Raw genomic sequence first — 18,669 nt, forward strand, 5'->3', positions numbered from 1 at the left:
TAATGTTTGTTAATTTAATTGGACTGTACGTAAATTAATTTCATTTAGCACATCTTCGCGATGAAATTTATATGATTACGGTTAGTGCTTTGATTTATAGGTATAAAACTTTGTAACAAAATATAACAAATGAGTTGAATGACAGGTTTATCATTTATCAAAGGCATAAATAGTAATGCTTTGTATGTATTTGCAACAGTTACTTACAAATGTCACCTTAATGTTTTGTTTACCTCTGATATTATGGTGCTAATAGAACTTTAGGGATAAATAGAATATGCAAACAAATTCACTTAAATGGGTCTTCCCGTTCGTAGCACTTGCGATAGGGGTCGTTGGTTTCATGGGCATAAATGCCCTTGCACAAGAATCAGAAAAAAAAGAAATCGTTGATACTCGCCCAACAGTGCAGGTTGAGGCTGTTGCTGCAAATGATCATCAAGTTATTATTAACAGTTATGGTGAAGTAAAGCCGCTTGAAAATACACAGCTTTCGGCGCAAGTGTCGGGTGAAGTGTTAAGTTGGCATCCTAATTTTATAGCTGGTGGCGTTGTTGCGCGCGGTGAAACGCTATTTACCATCGAGAAAGATAACTACGAAGCGGCAGTACTTGTTGCTGAGGCTGATCTTGCTCGCGCACAAGCAGGTTTAATTGAAGAGCAAGCTCAAGCGCAAGTAGCCGAAGACGAAGCAAAGCGTTTTCCTAGTAAAGCACGAACTGATTTATTCTTACGTAAACCTCAAGTACTCAGTGCGCAGGCATCCGTTAAGTCGGCACAAGCTGCATTAAAACGCGCGCAACGTGATTTAGATAATTGTGACGTGACAGCCCCTTACGATGCGTTGGTTATCAGCCGCAATGTTGGTGTTGGTCAATATGTAACAATGGGTTCGCAAGTTGCTGAGCTAAACAATATTGAAACCGCTGAAGTCATTATTCCTATAGCAGGTTTTGATAGCATATTTTTACCAGAGCGCATAAAAGGCATTACCGCAACGGTTATTCAAAAAGGGTTAAATAGCTTTACTCGAGAAGGCGTGATTGACCGTGATTTAGGCATTATTGATAACGCAACACGTATGAGTAGCTTAGTGGTGCGTATTGAAGACCCATATGGGCTTAAAACTAAACAACCAGCCATTAAGTTTGGCAGCTACGTACAGGTGAACTTTGCTGGTGCGATGCTAAATAATATTTACCGCTTACCGCAAGAGTTAGTAAATAATCAAACAGTGTGGATTGTTAATAAAGAACAACAGCTTGAGCCGCGCAAAGTCACAGTTATTCGTGAAGAGGGTGAATATTTTTATATTAGCGATGGTTTGCAAAAAGATGATCAGTTAGTGATCACTTTGCCAGAATACCCGCAAAAAGGCATGGCTGTAAAAATTGCAGGCCTTCAAGATACTAAAAAAACAGAGGTACTTGAAAGTGCCTCCACTGAACAATTATAAAGGTAGACTGAGTTATGAGTAACACTGAACTACCAAATACAGCGCCAAAGGCTGAAAAACAAACCGGTATTATTGCTTATTTTGCCAATAACTCCGTTGCTGCCAACCTAATGATGATTTTTATTGTGGTGATGGGGATTATTAGCTTTCTTAATCTTCAGCGTCAAATGTTCCCAAATATAGAAATTAATTACATTAATATTGAAGCCAATTACCCAGGCGCTTCACCACAAGAAATTGAAGAAAGCATACTTATAAAAATTGAAGAGTCGCTAAAAGATGTGACCGAAATTAAAAAAGGTGTGTACAGGGCATTTAGAAATGGCGGTAGAGCAAGTCTTGAAATTAATACCGATGTAGAGCTTACCGATATACTCGATAAAGTTAAATTACGGGTTGATGGTATAGCGACATTTCCTGCTGGTATGGAGCCGGTCACCATAAGTCAGGTGGAGTTTAAGCAAGATGTAATAGGTATGACGCTTGTTGCTGACCTACCACTTACTGAGCTTAAGCCGATCGCTAATCAGATTGAAGATGAGCTATTACAGCTTTCAAATGTATCTTTGGTGGTAAATGATGTTCCTCTTGATGAAATAGCTATCGAGATAGAACCCGATACGCTGCGTCAATATAACCTAACTCTTAGTGATGTAATGAATGCAGTGCGTCGTTACTCAGCTAACTTTTCGGCAGGGCAGTTAAAAACCGATGCGGGTGTTATTTCTGTACGAGTCGAAAATCAGTTTTACTCAGGTGAAGAATTTAGGCAAATACCGGTAAAAATAGGGGCTAATGGCGCTAAAGTGTTACTGCAAGATATTGCCGTGATTAAAGATCAGTTCACTGAAGGTGAGCGTTACTTTAAATTTAATGGTGAAAATGCAGTTTATATATCGGTAAAAGCGACCGAAGAGCAAAGTATTATCCCAGTTGCTGATTCAGTAAAAGCATTTATAGAATTAAAAAATAAAGAGCTACCACTGGGGGTTCGTTTAGAGCCATTAATGGATATGACGTACTACTTAAATGCTCGCTTAGACATGATGGTTACAAACCTTATTCAGGGTGCTGTTTTGGTTGCAATTATGCTATCAATCTTTTTACGCTTTAAGTTGGCATTATGGGTAATGATTGGTTTACCAGTGTGCTTTTTGGGCGCAATGATGATGATGCCACTGTTTGGTGTAACCATTAATATTTTATCACTTTTTGCTTTTATTATGGTGCTAGGGATTGTGGTGGACGATGCCATTGTCATAGGTGAGAGTGCCTACACCGAAATAGAGAAAAAAGGCGGCGGTGTTGTGAATGTGGTTAATGGCGCAAAACGCGTAGCAACCCCCGCAACTTTTGGTGTACTAACTACCATTGCAGTATTTGCTCCATTTACGTTATCTACAGGTCCAGAAAGTGCCTTCTTTTATGGTATAGCTGTGGTGGTAATGCTGTGTTTAGTATTTAGTTTGATTGAATCAAAGTTGATATTGCCTGCCCATATTGCCCACACTCATTTTTCACCAATAAAAGAGGGGGGCTGGCGCGAACGGTTTAATGCGCGATTTTTTGGTTTTGTAAATGGCCCATATAAGCGCTTTGTTGTTCGTTGTGTTGAATGGCGTTGGTCAGTATTATTTTCATTTATCGCCCTATTGATCGTAACCTTTGCTTTAATCTCATCAAATCAAGTTCGTACTGGGTTTATGCCAAAAATCCCGCATGACTACCCACAAATAAATCTAGAAATGAATGACAATGTATCAGACATACAAACAATAAACGCTATTCGTGAAATAGAGGCGATGGTGATTGCGATTGATGAAGATACTGAACGCAAATATGGTCAAAAACTCATAAGAGATATTTTAGTCTATAACCAAGGGCGCACCGAAGCCCAAGTGCTTGTGCCACTCGTTGATGAGAGAGTACGACCTTATAACGCGTTTGAATTATCACGCCGCTGGCGCGAAGCCATGCCTGATATTGCCGGTGTTAAATCATTAACCATTTATGATGATGTAAACGGAGGAGGCAGTGATGGCGAATTTGGTTATTTATTATATGGCTCAGATATTGATACATTGAATGATGCTGGTCGCCGCTTTATAGAATTGCTGCAACAGCAGGAGGGCCTGTTTGATATTAGCTCAACAATAGACCCTGCCAGTAAAGAAGTGCAAATGAGTTTAAAACCGGTCGCTTACGATCTGGGTTTAGACTTAGCTTCAATTGCTAATCAAGTTGGGGCAAGCTTTTACGGTGGTGAGGCTCAACGTGTTATTCGAAACGGCGAAGAGGTGCGTGTAATGGTACGTTACCCTAAACTGACTCGAGAGGCATTTTCGTCGCTTAAACATGCGGTTGTTACTACCCCGCAGGGCCGTGAAGTACTACTTGGTGATGTAGTTGAACTCACTGAAACACCGGGAATTAGTTATATTCGCCGCGAAGGGGGTTACCGCACTGTGTATGTTTATGGCAACATAGATGAAGAAGTGATTGAACCAAACGAAGTTGTTGAGCAAATTAAAGAAAAATTACTACCACAACTCAAAGAAGAGTACCCAAGTGTTAAGTCGGAACTTGGTGGCGCCATTGAAGAACAACAAGATCAAGCTAATCAGCAAAAGATGTTTTTCTTCGGCGGTATGATTTTGGTGTACATCTTATTAGCAGTACCTCTTAAGAGTTATGCGCAACCACTTATTGTTATGTCGGTTATTCCATTTAGCTTAACGGGAGCAATATGGGGGCATTACTGGTTTGGTTTGGATATAACTTTAATGTCTGGCTTTGGTATTATTGCCGCAGCTGGGGTGGTTATAAACGACTCTCTCGTTATGACTGATTATGTGAATCAAGCCCGCAAAACAGGTGTCAGTATCAAAAATGCTGTAATAGATGCCGGTTGTGCTCGATTCAGACCGATATTACTTACTTCAATTACTACATTTGCAGGTGTATTGCCCATTATGTTTGAAACAAGCTTACAAGCTAAGTTTGTTATACCTATGGCTGTAGCTCTTGGCTTTGCAGTGATGTTTGCCACCTTAATCACTCTTATATTAGTGCCATGCTTATATATAATATTGAGCGATATAGGTGAAATGTTTAAGCGCTTCTTTAGAATGATTTTCAAAAAGACGACGATTAAAAACTCTATGTCTTGAATGCAAAAGATACACATCAAAAAGCCAGCTCAATGAGTTGGCTTTTTTGTATGCTCTAACAATGATATTACTTATAAAAAGTAAGTATTAGTGATGAGATAAAAGCTTAAGTTTACTATTAATATGGTATGAACCATCGTATAACTTGTTTTTAGTGTATTTTTTGTGTATCCATATAGCCATAGATTCAATTTTGGTTTTTTAAGGTGTTGCTGTGTTTATGCATACGTCGTTGGCTTGTGGAAAGTGGTCGACAATAGGTTGCTTAAGTCATCATACCCAATTATTTATTGGTGATGTGGTGAGTGTAACCTTTTATGACATGCAAGGAGAGCTAGTTAGTTTGTCGTTCGATTATAAAATTACCACACTTGAGCAAGGTGAATCTCATGCATGGCCACGTTTAGTTGCTGAGTACATTAACGTGCATATTCCACTTGTAAGCGCAGGGCAAATGACAGAGCAAGGGCTCGTTGTTGGTTATCGCCATAATGAGATTTTTGCGTTGCAAAGCAGTGGCATTTGTAAAGCTAGTGTCGACTTTCACTGCATTGCAAAATGTGATGAGCGTAAAGTTAAAACTTCCGATGCTTACGATTACATTTACCCAGAAAATAGCGATATTTACAATGCGGGTACAAACGTATTGCAGCCCAAAACGGGAAAAATTTACCAGTGCAAGCCATGGCCATTTAATGAGTTTTGCCGTGCCAGTGGTGATGAAAAATTAATGTTTGAACCAGGGGTCGGTAAAAGCTGGGCGATGGCTTGGTTACAAATCTCGGACTAATAATCGTCCCTAGAAAGAACCCAAAGGGCAGCGCATGTTTGGCATCTATGCTGCGTTATTGCCTATTTAGGGGGAACAACCACACATCATAGGCTCTGCCTTGCCTAAATACCAAACAGTCTGCTGCAAATTTAACCTCGAAAGATAAGCAGGCCCTAGCTAAGCTTAATATTTATACTTAACATAGTTATTTTTAAGTTGGCCCAGTGGGTAGGCTTTTTTATTTTTATGATAAACTGCGAATATTGTTATTTTTTAATTGGCCTTATTTGTGTCTCGCCCTAACTTACCTTTAAATTTATTACCCAACGCCCCTATTGCTAAAAAACAAGCTCACAAACTCAATACTCATAATAAATCACGCACTGACAATTATTATTGGATGCGCGATGATGAGCGTCAAAGCAAAGCAGTACTTGAACATTTAAAGGCTGAAAATACTTATTGTGATGAGCAGTTAGCACCCATGAAGCCATTACAAAATACGCTATTTGAAGAGTTAAAAGCACGTATTGTTAAAGATGATAATACGGTTCCAGTTAAAGATGGCAAATATTGGTACCACTCAGAAGTGCGCGGAGATGATGAATATTCTCGCCATTATCGTAGCACCAGTATGAGCGCAGACGATAAACAGCTTTTATTAGACGTAAACAAAATAGCCGCAGGGTATGAATTTTTTGAATTAGGCGAAGTTGCACTGAGTTCATGTGAGCAACTTATGGCATATTCAGAAGATACTGAAGGCCGTCGTATTTATGTGGTGCGCTTTAAAAACCTTGAAACAGGTGAAATGCTAACTGATGTACTTGAAAATACCGAAGGGCAAATTGTTTGGGCTAACGATAATAAAACTGTTTTTTATGTAAAAAAAGATCTCCAAACATTACTAGGCTATCAAGTATTTAGGCATCAACTGGGCAGCGATCAAAGCCAAGATGTTTTGGTGTATGAAGAGCAAGATAGCAGCTTTTTTATGGGACTTGGTAAAAGTCGTGACGAAAGTCTTATTATTATTGACTTGGCTACCACCGAAACAAATGATACTTGGGTGCTTGATGCCAATAAACCAAATGGCGAATTTAAAGCATTAATGCCACGCGAGGAAGGGCACGAGTTTGATGTAGATAAACTAGATGACACATTCTATATTGTGACTAACTGGCAGGCTAAAAACTTTAGATTAATGACGGCAACAAGCCAAACCATTGCCGATAAAACACAATGGTTAGAGCATACTGCTCATAGAGATGATGTACTGCTCGAAGGTGTTGAGCTATTTAATGACTATTTAGTGTTGAGTGAACGCGAACAAGGACAAGCACGGTTCGTAGTGGTTGATCAACACAACAACCGCATGGCGTTAGATTTTGCTGATCCTTGTTACTACGCCGCTGTTGCAATGAACCCAGAGCCTAATGTGCAAACCGCACGTATTTATTATTCAAGTCTTACCATGCCTGGTTCGTTATATGATGTTGATTTAAAAACGGGTTTTAAAACATTACTAAAACAGCAAAAGGTAGTCGGTGATTTTAATGCTGATGATTACCAATCTGAACGATTAACAATTACTGCCCGTGATGGGACAAAAGTGCCCGCGTCGATTGTGTATCGTAAGGAGTGCTTTAACAAAGATGGTACTAACCCGTTGTTTCAATATGGATATGGAGCGTATGGCTATACTATTGATCCGAGCTTTTCTAGTACATCATTAAGTTTACTCGACCGTGGCTTTGTTTATGTTATTGCACATGTTCGTGGATCTGAAATGCTCGGGCGAGAGTGGTATGAACACGGTAAAAAAGAGCATAAACAAAATAGCTTTAATGACTTTATCGATGTAACGAAAGCACTCGTTGCTCAAGGTTATTGTGATAGCAGCAAAGTGTTTGCTTCAGGCGGAAGTGCAGGTGGTTTACTTATGGGAGCCGTAGTCAATCAAGCACCAGAGTTATATTGTGGTGTAGGTTGTCATGTTCCATTTTTAGATGTACTCACTACCATGCTTGATGAAAGCATTCCACTTACCACTAATGAATATGACGAGTGGGGAAACCCAAACGATCCTTGTTTTTATGACGTGATAGAAGCCTACTCACCATACGACAATATTAGTGCGCAAAACTACCCGAATATGCTGGTAACTACCGGACTGCACGATTCACAAGTACAATATTGGGAGCCTATGAAATGGGTTGCCAAAATGCGTGAACTTAAAATAGACAACAATATTTTGGTGTTTAAAACCGACATGGATGCTGGTCATGGTGGCGCATCAGGTCGTTTTAAAAGCTTAGAAGAAAAAGCCCTCGAAATGGCCTTTTTTATTACGCTTGTCAATAAACCGTAAGTACATAACAGCTGATATTAATGAGCCTTCTATTGAAGGGGGCTTATTATACTGTCTAAACATCCTTTATAACGCCTTGATAAATTTAAACACATATCGTTTTTTAGCCTCACTTTATAGTCACCGCTGTCTGTTGGCATAAGTTCGCAAATGGCTTGTTTTCTAACTAAAGTAGAGCGATGAATACGTATAAATCCTTCGGGTTCTAGTTGTTGTTCGATATTTTTCATCGTTTCGCGATGTAAAATAGGCGTACTACCTTGAGTAAAGTGCAATTCCACATAATTACCTGCACCATTGATCCAAATAATATCTTTTATATCAATCAACCTTACCTTACCGACATCTTTAACCACAATATGCGACGAAGATTGCTTTTCGTATTGGATACTTTGTTGGTATTGGCGCTCAACGGCACTTGCAATTGGGCAAAGGTGAACAATTTTATCAAAGCATTTTTCTATTCTGGGAGCTGTTGAATCTACAGTTAAAAAGTCTACAGCGCCTACTTCAAATGCAAAACTAGCAAACTGGCCTGATTGCCCAATAATGATTAGCTTCATTTTTTTTGCTAATTCGGCTAAGTGTACAATTTGGGTTGGATCAGAGAGGCTTGTTAACTCGTAAAAAAGCACATTATATTTCGTCGTATCTATTTGATCTAATCGCTTATCTGCAGCAAGAGATTGAGACTTAAAATGACGGTGATCTTGCATTTGTTTTGTTAGAAATGTTGCAAACGTGGCATTACTAACCAGTGTTTGTGCATGAAAAGAAGCATCCATTATTTTATATCCCGTAGTGTAGATAATAATTAAGACCGTGTTTAGAGAGAAAAGTGTTAAAAAAAACACAATATTTTTATAAAATTATTGTGATATATGCATTTAACCCATCAATCTTGCAGTTCACACCAATATAAACGCCTGTTAAAACACACTTATAGAGACTTGATATTAATCCTTTTAATGTGGCCCGTGAAGTAACTATTTAGTTACAAAAATAACAATTCAGGGGAATTACATGACATTAACTAACAAGGTTCGCACGCGATTATTTAAGAAATCGTCGTTAACTATTGCGCTAAGCAGTGCAATACTTGCAGGATTTTCATTTCAAGGTGTAGCTGCAGAAGATGATGAAATTACCAAAATAGAACGTGTACAAGTTACCGGTTCTCGTATTCGTTCAGCCGAGGCTATGTCTTCTGCGCCAATTCAGGTTGTAGATAGTGCAGCAATCGATGCATCAGGCTCTCTTAATATTCAAAACCTATTATTAGATAACCCTGCGTTCGGTTCACCAGCTATTAGCCGGACTAATTCTAACTTCAACACAGCAAGTGCTGGTGTGGCTACCGTTGATTTACGCAATTTAGGCTCAGAAAGAACATTAGTGCTTGTTAATGGTCGCCGTTATGTATCGGGTTTACCAGGTAGCTCAGCAGTAGATTTAAATACCATTCCTAGCCAATTTATCGAACGAGTTGAAATTATGACTGGCGGCGCATCATCAGTTTATGGCTCTGATGCAGTGGCAGGTGTGGTTAACTTTGTTTTAAAAGATGACTTTGAAGGTATTGAATTTGAAGGTCAATTTGGTGAGTCCAAAGAAGGCGATGACCAATCTCGACAATTCTCTTTCACGTCGGGTTTAACCAGTAGTGATGGCAAGGGTCATGCAATGTTTCACTTAGGTTATTCTGATCAGGGTGCTGTTTACTCTCGTGATCGTGACCGTTCTGCTGTGGATCAATTCTCGCAAATATTTTTTGAAGATGATCCTGCTGCAAATCCAAATGCTATTTTTGATACCGTACGTCCTTTTTTCTCGTCATTTCCACCTCAAGGTCGATTTGATGCAGGAGACACTCGCTTTACATTCGATCAAGATAACAATCTACAAAATTCGTTTAGCACCAATGGTGGCGATGGCGTTGCTGCAAATGGCTTTAACCGAAGTGGGGTTCGTACAATTGCAATTCCAACCGAGCGTTATTTATTTGCATCCAACGGCAGTTATGAACTTAATGATAAGCACAGCTTTTTTTATGAAGGTACGTATGCGTCGAGTACAACTCGTTCAGAGCTAGAGCCATTCCCATTTGCATCTGATGATATTTACGCTAATGGGCGTGTTCCTATTGAATTTGAAGTAAATGGAGAGCTACTACGCAGTGCGTTTGTACCTGACGATATTTATAATGCAGCAACAGATACAGATGGCGACGGTAGCCGAGATATTTTCTTTGCAAAGCGTTTAAGCGATATTGGTAACCGTGGGGCACGTGCAGAGCGTGATACATTCCGTATTGCATTAGGTTTTCAAGGTGAAATAAACGACAACTGGTTTTACGATACTTACTACGTGTATGGCAAAACAAAAGAGTCACAAGTATCTGGTGGTTTAGTTAACGTACAAAGCTTTCGACGAGGTTTAGAAGCTGTTAACGATCGTTTTGACCTCGATGGCGATGGTATAACTAACGAAGCAATCTGTATTGACGCAACAGCTCGAGGCTTTAACTGTGCACCAGTTAATATTTTTGGTTTTAATTCACTATCGCAAAGTGCAATTGATTTTGTAAGTGCACCAAGCTCTCTTTCTACTTCTGTAGAACAAGAAATTATTGGTGGTAATATCTCAGGTGATTTATTTGAGTTACCTGCAGGAACCGTGGGTATCGCAGCTGGCTTTGAATATCGTGAAGAATTTTCTCGTAGTGAGTTTGATGCATTACAACAAGCAGGCCTTAATGCGGGTAATGCAATTCCGGCAACAGAAGGCTCATTTGATGTAACTGAGTATTATATTGAAACAAATATTCCAGTACTCGACTCAGTGACTATGAATGCAGCAGTTCGTTTGTCAGATTATTCTACAGTAGGTAATACAGAAAGTTGGAATGTAGGTTTAGATTGGGAAGTGACAGATAGTTTACGTTTACGTGCGACTCGTGCGCGCTCAACTCGTGCGCCTAATATTGATGAATTGTTTTCTCCACCGTCACAAACATTTCCAAGTGGCTTAAACGATCCTTGCTTAGGAATTACAAGTAGTGGGGGTGGTACATCAGGCGATTCATGTCGTGCAGATGTAGGTGTTGCCAGTAATATTGCTACCAATGGTGCATTTACGCTTAACCAATCTGATTTACAAGGTATCAGTGGCTTTAACCGTGGTAATACAGATCTTAAAGAAGAAGTAGGTAACTCAGTGACAGTGGGTGTGGTTTTTACACCTGAAAACTTAATATCGGGTTTAGATATCACGCTTGACTACTTTGATATAGAAATTGATGATGCAATAGTTTCAACACCTCGCCAGTTTATTCTTGAGCAATGCTATGGTGGAGGTGATGATAGTTTCTGTAACTTTATTACACGCCGTGGCGCTCCATCGGGTAATAATAGCGCAGGTTCGCTAGAGTTTATTGATAGCGGTGTATCAAACAGCGGTGGTTTGGGTACTGAAGGTGTCGATTTAACACTAACGTACGCCACAAATATAGGCCCAGGTGCATTCAAAACTCGCCTTGCATACACTTATCTAATTGATGGTTACAGTATTCCGTTACCTGGTGCAGATAAAGATGTATTTGCTGGTGAAGTTGGCGCGTCTGAGCATAAAGCAAACTGGAACTTAGGTTATAAAATTAATGATTTTGACTTTAACTGGAGCATGACATTTACAGGAAGTGCTGATTTTGATGATCAATTTTTAAGTGGTTTGGGGATTCCAGCTGGCTCAGTTGGTGTTGGTTCTGTCACGTATCATGATGTGCAAGCAAGCTATCATATTAGTGATTCAATGGAGTTATATGCAGGAGCTAATAACTTATTTGATAAAGAGCCACCACGTATTGTTTCTGGTATAAGTGGTTCAGATACAGGCACTGAAACCGACGCTGGTACATATGACCCAATTGGTCAAACTGTATACATTGGTTTTAGAAGTAAGTTCTAATCAGTAATAACGATATTAGCTTTTAATATTGTTATTGATATATGTAAAGCCTCAGTAATCACTGAGGCTTTTTGCAATACACTGCTTTATTGTCCACTTAAACCAAAAACAACGCCACTGGTAACAGGGGCGTTGTTTCGCTTTGGGGTGAGGTTAATATAGTAACCGAATCGCTTGATTGTTCACGATTTATCCCTAATTAAGCCCTCAATGAGGGCTTTTATTTTTTTGACTTAATCTAAATATGCTTTAAGCATCCAAACGAGTTTTTCTTGCTCTGAGATATAATCGCTCATTAACGAAGCAGTCCCTTCGTCTTCAGCGTCACTTGCTTGGTTCAATATTTCGCGCTGCATTTTAATTAGCGTGCTGTAACCAGCTAGTAAGTTTTCTACAGCAGTAACTCCATCGCTAATACCTTTTGCTTCTTTAATTTTGCTTACTTCTAAGTAATCAGAAAATGCATGAAGAGGCTCGCCATCTAGCGTTAATATGCGCTCAGCTACTTCGTCTACTTTTAAAAGTAAAAGGTTATAAATTTCTTCAAACTTAATGTGTAGTTCAAAAAAGTTACGGCCTTTAATGTTCCAATGAAAACCGCGCGCATTCATGTACTGAATTTGGTAGCTGCTTAATAACGTATTGAGTGACTTTACAATATCATCACTTTTTGCGCTGTTTAGACCAATTGCGTTTACCTGTGACATAACTGACTCCTTTAATAACCGTTTGTTTGTGAACTTGTGATAAGTATTGCGTACCAGCTTAAATTAGTAAAATCGTTTATGTTTATCAACTTTATAGTTTTAAACTATCAGTAACCAGTAATGCTTATATTCACCCTTACCTAATAGAAATGGGTCGGATTAATTAAAATACCACCCCTTACAAGAAAATAAACATTTGCGCTGTGTAAATTATGATCTAAAACAAGTTTTGTATGGGCATAGCATAAAGGTATTTTATTGTTTGATTTAGGTCAAAAAGCACTCGTTTTAATAGCGCATACTAATTTTGTAGCAATTATTAGGAGAGATAACATGCACGCAAAAACAGTTAAGCAAAATAAAGCAGAGTTGATTGTAGTTGGTATAGCGTTGGTGGCATTTGTATTGGGGCTAGTTGCTCATTTAGCAGGAGCTAGTATTGCCAATTCAGCTTTTTTTGGTTACATCGCAGCGCCAATACCCCTGATATTGGGTATTATATTTTTAATAAGTTATAAAATTGCAGAAGCCGCAGAAGATTAATTCTCACTTAAGCATTTTAAAATGTAGTCGACCACTTCGCGTGAGTAAATCATACTGGTATGGCTTAAATGGAACACTTTATGTTCAGCCATACCTTTGAGCTTAGTTTCATCAAGCAATACAGTACCATCTGATTTACTGCCTTTAACTATAAGAGGCATTAAACCAATGGGTAAGTCACCTGCAATACTAAAAAGCTTCGCTTTAAACGGCCAGTTACCATTTTGTGTAAGCAAAAATTCAACGCTATTTTTTAAAAAAGACTCAAACCCTTTTTGCTTCATTTTTTGTGCAATATGGCTACCTTGATGGGGCGTGCCTAAAGTAACTACTTTTGTAATGTGTTGGCTTGCATCTGAATTAGCTTCTAGGTATGCACGAGCGACTAATCCGCCCATTGAGTGACATACGAGTGCAGAAGGTTCACCTGCAATAAATTCATCAATTTGAGCAAAAATAGCATCGCGGTTTGGATCAAGCGTATTGTAAGTAAGGTTTAATACCTTAACACCAGATTCTTCTAAACGAGAGCACAGTGGGCGCATAACAAAGCCAGACATATATAAGCCATGTAAAACAATAACGTGTTTAATCTTCATACGCCCTCAAAAAATCATTAGTTACATTAACTGCTGTGGTTTTATTTCAATATTAGTATTATCTGTGTTTACCCATACTTCACCATCTTGAATGGTAATTGCAAGCTTAATACTGCGATCAACCAAAGCAGCAAGCGCTTGTGTCGTTGCGTAATCAAGGCTAAAAATACTTAGGTTTTTAAATTCGTACAACTTAGGTTGATGTTTTTGCCACCAAATTGCCTGATTGTTTTCACCATAAGTATAAAGCACCACTTTTTTAGATTTATTACAGGCTTTTTTAAGGCGTTTTTCATCAGGTAAACCCAACTCAATCCACAACTCTATTTCTTCGCTGTAATTTACATGCCAAAGTTCAGGCTCATCATCTGCACTTAACCCTTTGGTAAATTCTAAACCATCACAGCTATTGAGTGCAAAAGCGAGTAAGCGAATCATCAATCGTTGATCGGTTTCTGAAGGGTGTTGAGCCAAGGTTAAACTAAAGTCTTGGTAAACGTGGCGGTCCATATCGCTAAGCGATAATTGCACTTTCATAATGGTGGATTTAAGAGCCATAACAACTAATCTAAAAAAATTTGCGCCAGTATAGCGCATTAATACCCAAACCACCTCAAGATAACAATCCAGCGTTTTATTGGGTTAAAAAAGTAAATTTACGCATTAATAGTGAGCCTATCGTAAGTCAACTTAACGGGCGAACATTGACATGAAGCGTGCTCATATAGCTAAACTTGGTCTCTACCTTTAAGTAGCGCTTTAACTACTTGTTTTGCTAGCGCATCAACAACTTTCATACATACAGAATTACCAAACTGTTTATAAATTTGGCCCTGAGATACGGCGTCAATAATGTATTCTTCTGGGAATCCTTGTAATCTGGCACATTCTCGAGGTGTTAGCTTTCGAGGGCGTTTACCAAGTTCTGATTGATCAATTAAAATTTCAGAGCCATCTTTGTAGTAACGGGCACTTATTGTGTTTGTATATTGGCTTTGCGCGTTAAATATCGAATAGCCAAAGCCGTTACCTCTTGCTTCGTGATTTTTTCTTCTGCGTTGATGGCCCACCCATATTTTTTCAGATATCGTGAATTTATCATCACTAGAGGTTATTTTTCTGAAATCTTCTAAAATGTCACCCACTTTTGTTGGTGTTTTAGGTGCGATTGGCCAATTAAACAGTTCATCAAAATTACAGTCTTTAAAGTGGTTTTTATTAAACCCGACTATGAATACACGCTCTCTGTTTTGAGGAACGCCAAAATCACCTGCCCTAAGTACTTTATAATCAACCCAATAATTTAACTTCTCTGATAGCGCATGTCTTGTCTCTTCACTTAAAGGCACATCATCCGGAATTTCTAAATCAAAGTTACCCCTTAAAATATCTAAAATGGTATTTAAGGTACGGCCTTTGTCATGACCTTGTAGCTGTTTTACATTCTCAAGTACAAAAACTTTAGGTTTTTTTTCTGTGAGGATTCTTTGAATTTCAAAAAACATGGTTCCACGCGTATCGCTAAAACCTTGTTTTAGCCCTGCTTGAGAAAAAGCTTGGCACGGGAAGCCACCTAAAAGTATGTCATGATCAGGGATGTCTGAGGCAGCTACTTTGGTGATATCGCCATTTGGCATTTCACCATAATTAGTTAGATATGTTTTTTGGGCAAACTTATCCCACTCAGAGGTAAATACACAGTGTCCACCGAGCTTTTGGAAAGGCAATCTGATCCCTCCAATCCCTGCAAATAAATCTATAAATGTAAATTCAGACTCAGATAAGGCTTTCTGCTTAAATGGTGCATTATCTAAATGAGACTTTAACTGCGATTCTAGGTTGAGTATATCTACTAGCTTTTTTGCTGTTGGTTTATGTTCACCAGTTTCCCACCCTCTAACTGTACGCTCACCCGTAGAAGCCATACCAAGTAAGTTCGCAAATTCAGTACGTCCTAACCCTAAGCCTTCTCGTATGCTTCTAATTTTTTTTGCTATATCTTTATTTATTAAAGCTGTTTGCATAGTACAGTTTAACTTATCCGGTTTTAGTCCGAGGAGAGTAGCACTACATAAATAGCCAAGCAATACGTATAGAGCACTTGAAAGCTTAGTGATAAATATAAGACACTAGAAGACATAGCATGGGTTGGTGTTATGTAATAAGGTAGTTTAGCTAATATTTTACTTCTTGCATTTAGTCATATTACGTTGACTCTATATAGTACCATCTAGTCTAAAAGAGTAAAAAATTTAGAGAGTTGCCCCCAAATTGCCTAAACCAATCTTAACAGACTTTTTTTGATAATTTAAAGATGTTAACCCTCTGCGGCACCAAGCGATGTAACACTTTTATGCTTGTTGTTAGCTTCCTTGGCTGGCAAGATACAAAAATAATAAGTTGCACACGTGGGGGAAAGAGCTCTTCGCGTAATGTTTTACTTAAATATAAGCCCCATACAGACCAAGTCTGTTTGATAGGGAGTATGGGTATATTAAATGAATATTACTAAAAGGACTTTATTATATGAATTATCCAGTAACCTATGAAGATGATTTTTTACTTCGAGAAATAGGTTCTATAGCCACTAAAGCCGATGTCGCTATTACTGAATTAATCGCAAATGCGCATGATGCTGGAGCATCAAAGGTTAATATTGTATTTCCAGATAAACTTGGTAGCTTAGTCACTGTAGAGGACAACGGTATAGGAATGACTAACGAGGAGTTTGAACTGCGTTGGTTGAAGCTAAGATACGATAGACGTAAACATCAAGGCTCATTTGTTGAAATTCCAAGTGGCAACAAACTTTTAAGTAAAAGGTTAGCTTTTGGGCGAAACGGTATAGGTCGTCATGCTGGCCTTTGCTTTAGTGACTCTTATACCGTTGAGACATGGAAAGCAGCTAGAAAAAATAAGTATGTTTTGTCTTTATCCTCAGGAGCACAACCAATTGAAGTTAGTTCTCATTATGAGGAAGAAGCAACTGGGCACGGCACTAAGGTAAGTGTGGTAGCAGAGCGTCATTTGATTAACTTTGATGAACTAAAAGAAATAATATCTGCTCGCTTTTTATTTAATCCCGAGTTTAAAGTATATATCAATGATAGTTTGATAACATTATCTGAGCACCCAGGACTTATTAGAGAAACAGAAATAAGCCCTGTTGGAAACATTAAATTAAAGCTTTCGCTTGTAGATTCATCTTCTGTATCTAAAAGCGCTAACCAACATGGTGTAGCTTTTTGGCTAGGAGGGCGGCTTTTAGGTTCTCCAAGTTGGTCTATTCAAGGACAACAAGTCTTCGATGGCCGTAAAACTTTCGCTAAGCGTTACACCTTAATCGCTCAATCAGATGATCTTTTGGATTACGTTGAAGCTGACTGGTCTGGATTTAAAAACGATTTCTCGACTATAGAGTTGATCACTGAGCAAATATCTTCATTCGTCAAAGCTTGTTATTTTGATTTATCTAAAACGGAAGTCGATACCGCAAAAAGGCAGGTATTTAGTAATCATAAGTCTGATTTAAGAGAGCTTCCTAAACTTGCTCAAAAAGAGCTGTATGACTTTGTAGATTCAATTTTATCTGAAAACCCTGATATCAAAATAGAATTATTAGAATTAGCTTTTAAAGCGGCAATCAACCTAGAAAAGTCTAGAGCAGGTATATCATTGCTTCATAAGCTCACAAACATAAATACTTCAGATGTAGAAGCGCTAGATCAATTTCTTGAAGATTGGAATGTGAGCGATGCCATGGTGATTCTTGCTGAAATTGATGCTCGAATTAAAGTGATTGAAGCCATTCAACGTTTGAGTGATGACCACACAGTAGATGAATTGCATACGTTGCACCCTCTGATCGAAAGAGCTCGGTGGGTTTTTGGTCCTGAATTTGATACTCCTGAGTATGCGAGCAATAAAGGTCTAAGAAAAACAATGGAAATTGTTTTTAAGAAAAGCTTCAAAAAAGAACAGTTTTTAAATTCAGCTAAGAGACCAGATATTGTTGTCGGTGAGAGCTCATCAGTTAGCTTAGTAGGCCTTGAGCAATTTGTAGGTGAGTTGAAGAAAACTCAAAAAGTGCTGCTTATTGAATTAAAAAAAGGTGGCTTTCAGATTGGTAGAGATGAAACTGACCAAGCTAAGCGTTATGTTGAAGATATTTGGCATGCTGGAGTTGATTCTTCACAGCCATATATAAAAGCCTATGTTGTAGGTGATTCTATTTGCCCCAAAGCTAGTAAATTTCAAAAAATAGGAGCTTCTGAATCGCAGCAGTTTGGAGAGGTGCATGCTATTACATTTAATGAAATGGTTCGTACTGCTGAGGCAAGATTATTTTTGCTAAAAGAAAACATTGAAAACAGGTATGAAAATATAGAGAAAAATGAGCTTCTTAATGAGCTGTTAGGTGAACCTGAACAAAGCAAGCTAGATTTCGCCTTAGGGCAGAATTAAGGTACTAAAATGACTGTTAAAGTTTCACATATAACACATATTGATAACTTGGCTAGTATTTTAAGGCAAGGTTGTCTATGGTCTGACGATAAACGTATTGAGCTTGGTTTAGTTAACCAAAATATTGGTTATAGCCATATTAAACAGCGTCGCTTAGTGCATCCTGTGAAAGTGGCTGCTGGTGGTACGATTGGTCAGTATGTCCCATTTAATTTTTGTCCGCGTTCTGTAATGCTGTATGTAATCCATCGAGGGCATAATGATTTTTGCGGTGGACAAGGTAAGGTCTTACACTTAATTAGTGATACAGAAACTGTGCGCTTGGGTAATCAGCATTGCTTTTTTACTGATATTCATGCTGACTTAGAATATGCAGAGCAAATTGATGATTTTACGCGTATTAATGAGTTAGATATAAAACGAATCATTAATGAAAACTATTGGCAGGATTTTAAAGAAGAAAAACAAGCTGAGTTTTTAGCGTTTGAATCTGTACAATGGGCAGCTATTCTCCAAATAGGCGTAAAAACACAAGATGTGGCTGATGAAGTGAGTGCTTTACTTCAAAATGCGCAACATAAACCTGAGGTCGTAGTTAGGCCGCAGTGGTACTACTGAGGT

13 protein-coding genes are annotated in these 18,669 nt (G+C 38.5%); 8 read left to right on the top strand and 5 right to left on the bottom strand.

Features of this window, described 5'->3' with window-relative positions:
* The first annotated feature begins 277 nt into the window (after positions 1-277).
* The 4 genes from ACJJVZ_RS04060 to ACJJVZ_RS04075 all read left to right on the top strand — a co-directional run bounded on the left by ACJJVZ_RS04060 (position 278) and on the right by ACJJVZ_RS04075 (position 7,769).
* Positions 278-1,456, top strand: coding sequence for an efflux RND transporter periplasmic adaptor subunit (locus tag ACJJVZ_RS04060; protein WP_405598410.1), 1,179 nt, complete (start codon positions 278-280; stop codon positions 1,454-1,456).
* Between the two features lie 14 nt (positions 1,457-1,470).
* Entirely contained in the window at positions 1,471-4,626 is a 3,156-nt protein-coding gene (locus ACJJVZ_RS04065; protein ID WP_405598413.1) for an efflux RND transporter permease subunit, read from the top strand.
* 220 nt (positions 4,627-4,846) lie between these two features.
* The gene (locus ACJJVZ_RS04070; protein WP_405598416.1) at positions 4,847-5,416 is read left to right on the top strand and encodes a chitin-binding protein; all 570 of its coding nucleotides are present in this window, start codon (positions 4,847-4,849) and stop codon (positions 5,414-5,416) included.
* A gap of 271 nt (positions 5,417-5,687) precedes the next feature.
* Positions 5,688-7,769 carry a S9 family peptidase gene (locus ACJJVZ_RS04075; protein ID WP_405598418.1) on the top strand — a complete coding sequence of 694 codons (2,082 nt, stop codon included), beginning with the start codon at positions 5,688-5,690 and terminating at the stop codon, positions 7,767-7,769.
* Between the two features lie 29 nt (positions 7,770-7,798).
* On the opposite strand, the gene ACJJVZ_RS04080 is transcribed toward ACJJVZ_RS04075, so the two are convergent.
* On the bottom strand, positions 7,799-8,554 hold the full coding sequence (locus tag ACJJVZ_RS04080) for a LytR/AlgR family response regulator transcription factor (RefSeq protein ID WP_405598421.1): 756 nt from the start codon (positions 8,552-8,554) through the stop codon (positions 7,799-7,801).
* Between the two features lie 238 nt (positions 8,555-8,792).
* On the opposite strand from ACJJVZ_RS04080, the gene ACJJVZ_RS04085 reads away from it, so the two are divergent.
* Positions 8,793-11,735 (top strand): TonB-dependent receptor domain-containing protein, encoded by a 2,943-nt coding sequence (locus tag ACJJVZ_RS04085; protein ID WP_405598423.1) that lies wholly within the window; start codon positions 8,793-8,795, stop codon positions 11,733-11,735.
* Between the two features lie 233 nt (positions 11,736-11,968).
* Here the strand turns inward: ACJJVZ_RS04085 and ACJJVZ_RS04090 are convergent, their stop codons facing one another.
* Positions 11,969-12,442, bottom strand: a complete 474-nt coding sequence (locus ACJJVZ_RS04090) for a Dps family protein (protein WP_077536443.1) — start codon at positions 12,440-12,442, stop codon at positions 11,969-11,971.
* A gap of 333 nt (positions 12,443-12,775) precedes the next feature.
* On the opposite strand from ACJJVZ_RS04090, the gene ACJJVZ_RS04095 reads away from it, so the two are divergent.
* Entirely contained in the window at positions 12,776-12,985 is a 210-nt protein-coding gene (locus ACJJVZ_RS04095; RefSeq protein ID WP_138585813.1) for a hypothetical protein, read from the top strand.
* Here the strand turns inward: ACJJVZ_RS04095 and ACJJVZ_RS04100 are convergent.
* The 3 genes from ACJJVZ_RS04100 to dcm form a co-directional block, all read right to left on the bottom strand.
* Positions 12,982-13,584: an alpha/beta hydrolase gene (locus ACJJVZ_RS04100; RefSeq protein ID WP_182701204.1), complete on the bottom strand. Its 603-nt coding sequence runs from the start codon at positions 13,582-13,584 to the stop codon at positions 12,982-12,984. The genes ACJJVZ_RS04095 and ACJJVZ_RS04100 overlap by 4 nt on opposite strands.
* A gap of 21 nt (positions 13,585-13,605) precedes the next feature.
* On the bottom strand, positions 13,606-14,142 hold the full coding sequence (locus ACJJVZ_RS04105; RefSeq protein WP_077538891.1) for a YaeQ family protein: 537 nt from the start codon (positions 14,140-14,142) through the stop codon (positions 13,606-13,608).
* Positions 14,143-14,312: 170 nt separating this feature from the next.
* The gene (gene dcm, locus ACJJVZ_RS04110) at positions 14,313-15,608 is read right to left on the bottom strand and encodes a DNA (cytosine-5-)-methyltransferase (protein ID WP_138585809.1); all 1,296 of its coding nucleotides are present in this window, start codon (positions 15,606-15,608) and stop codon (positions 14,313-14,315) included.
* Between the two features lie 502 nt (positions 15,609-16,110).
* Between dcm and ACJJVZ_RS04115 the strand changes: the two genes are divergently transcribed.
* Positions 16,111-18,048, top strand: a complete 1,938-nt coding sequence (locus ACJJVZ_RS04115) for an ATP-binding protein (protein WP_405598427.1) — start codon at positions 16,111-16,113, stop codon at positions 18,046-18,048.
* Between the two features lie 9 nt (positions 18,049-18,057).
* On the top strand, positions 18,058-18,666 hold the full coding sequence (locus ACJJVZ_RS04120; RefSeq protein ID WP_405598429.1) for a DUF4433 domain-containing protein: 609 nt from the start codon (positions 18,058-18,060) through the stop codon (positions 18,664-18,666).
* The last annotated feature ends 3 nt before the right edge of the window (positions 18,667-18,669 follow it).

This window comes from Pseudoalteromonas sp. Ld19 (assembly GCF_045064135.1).
GTDB classification, from domain to species: Bacteria; Pseudomonadota; Gammaproteobacteria; order Enterobacterales; family Alteromonadaceae; genus Pseudoalteromonas; species Pseudoalteromonas aliena.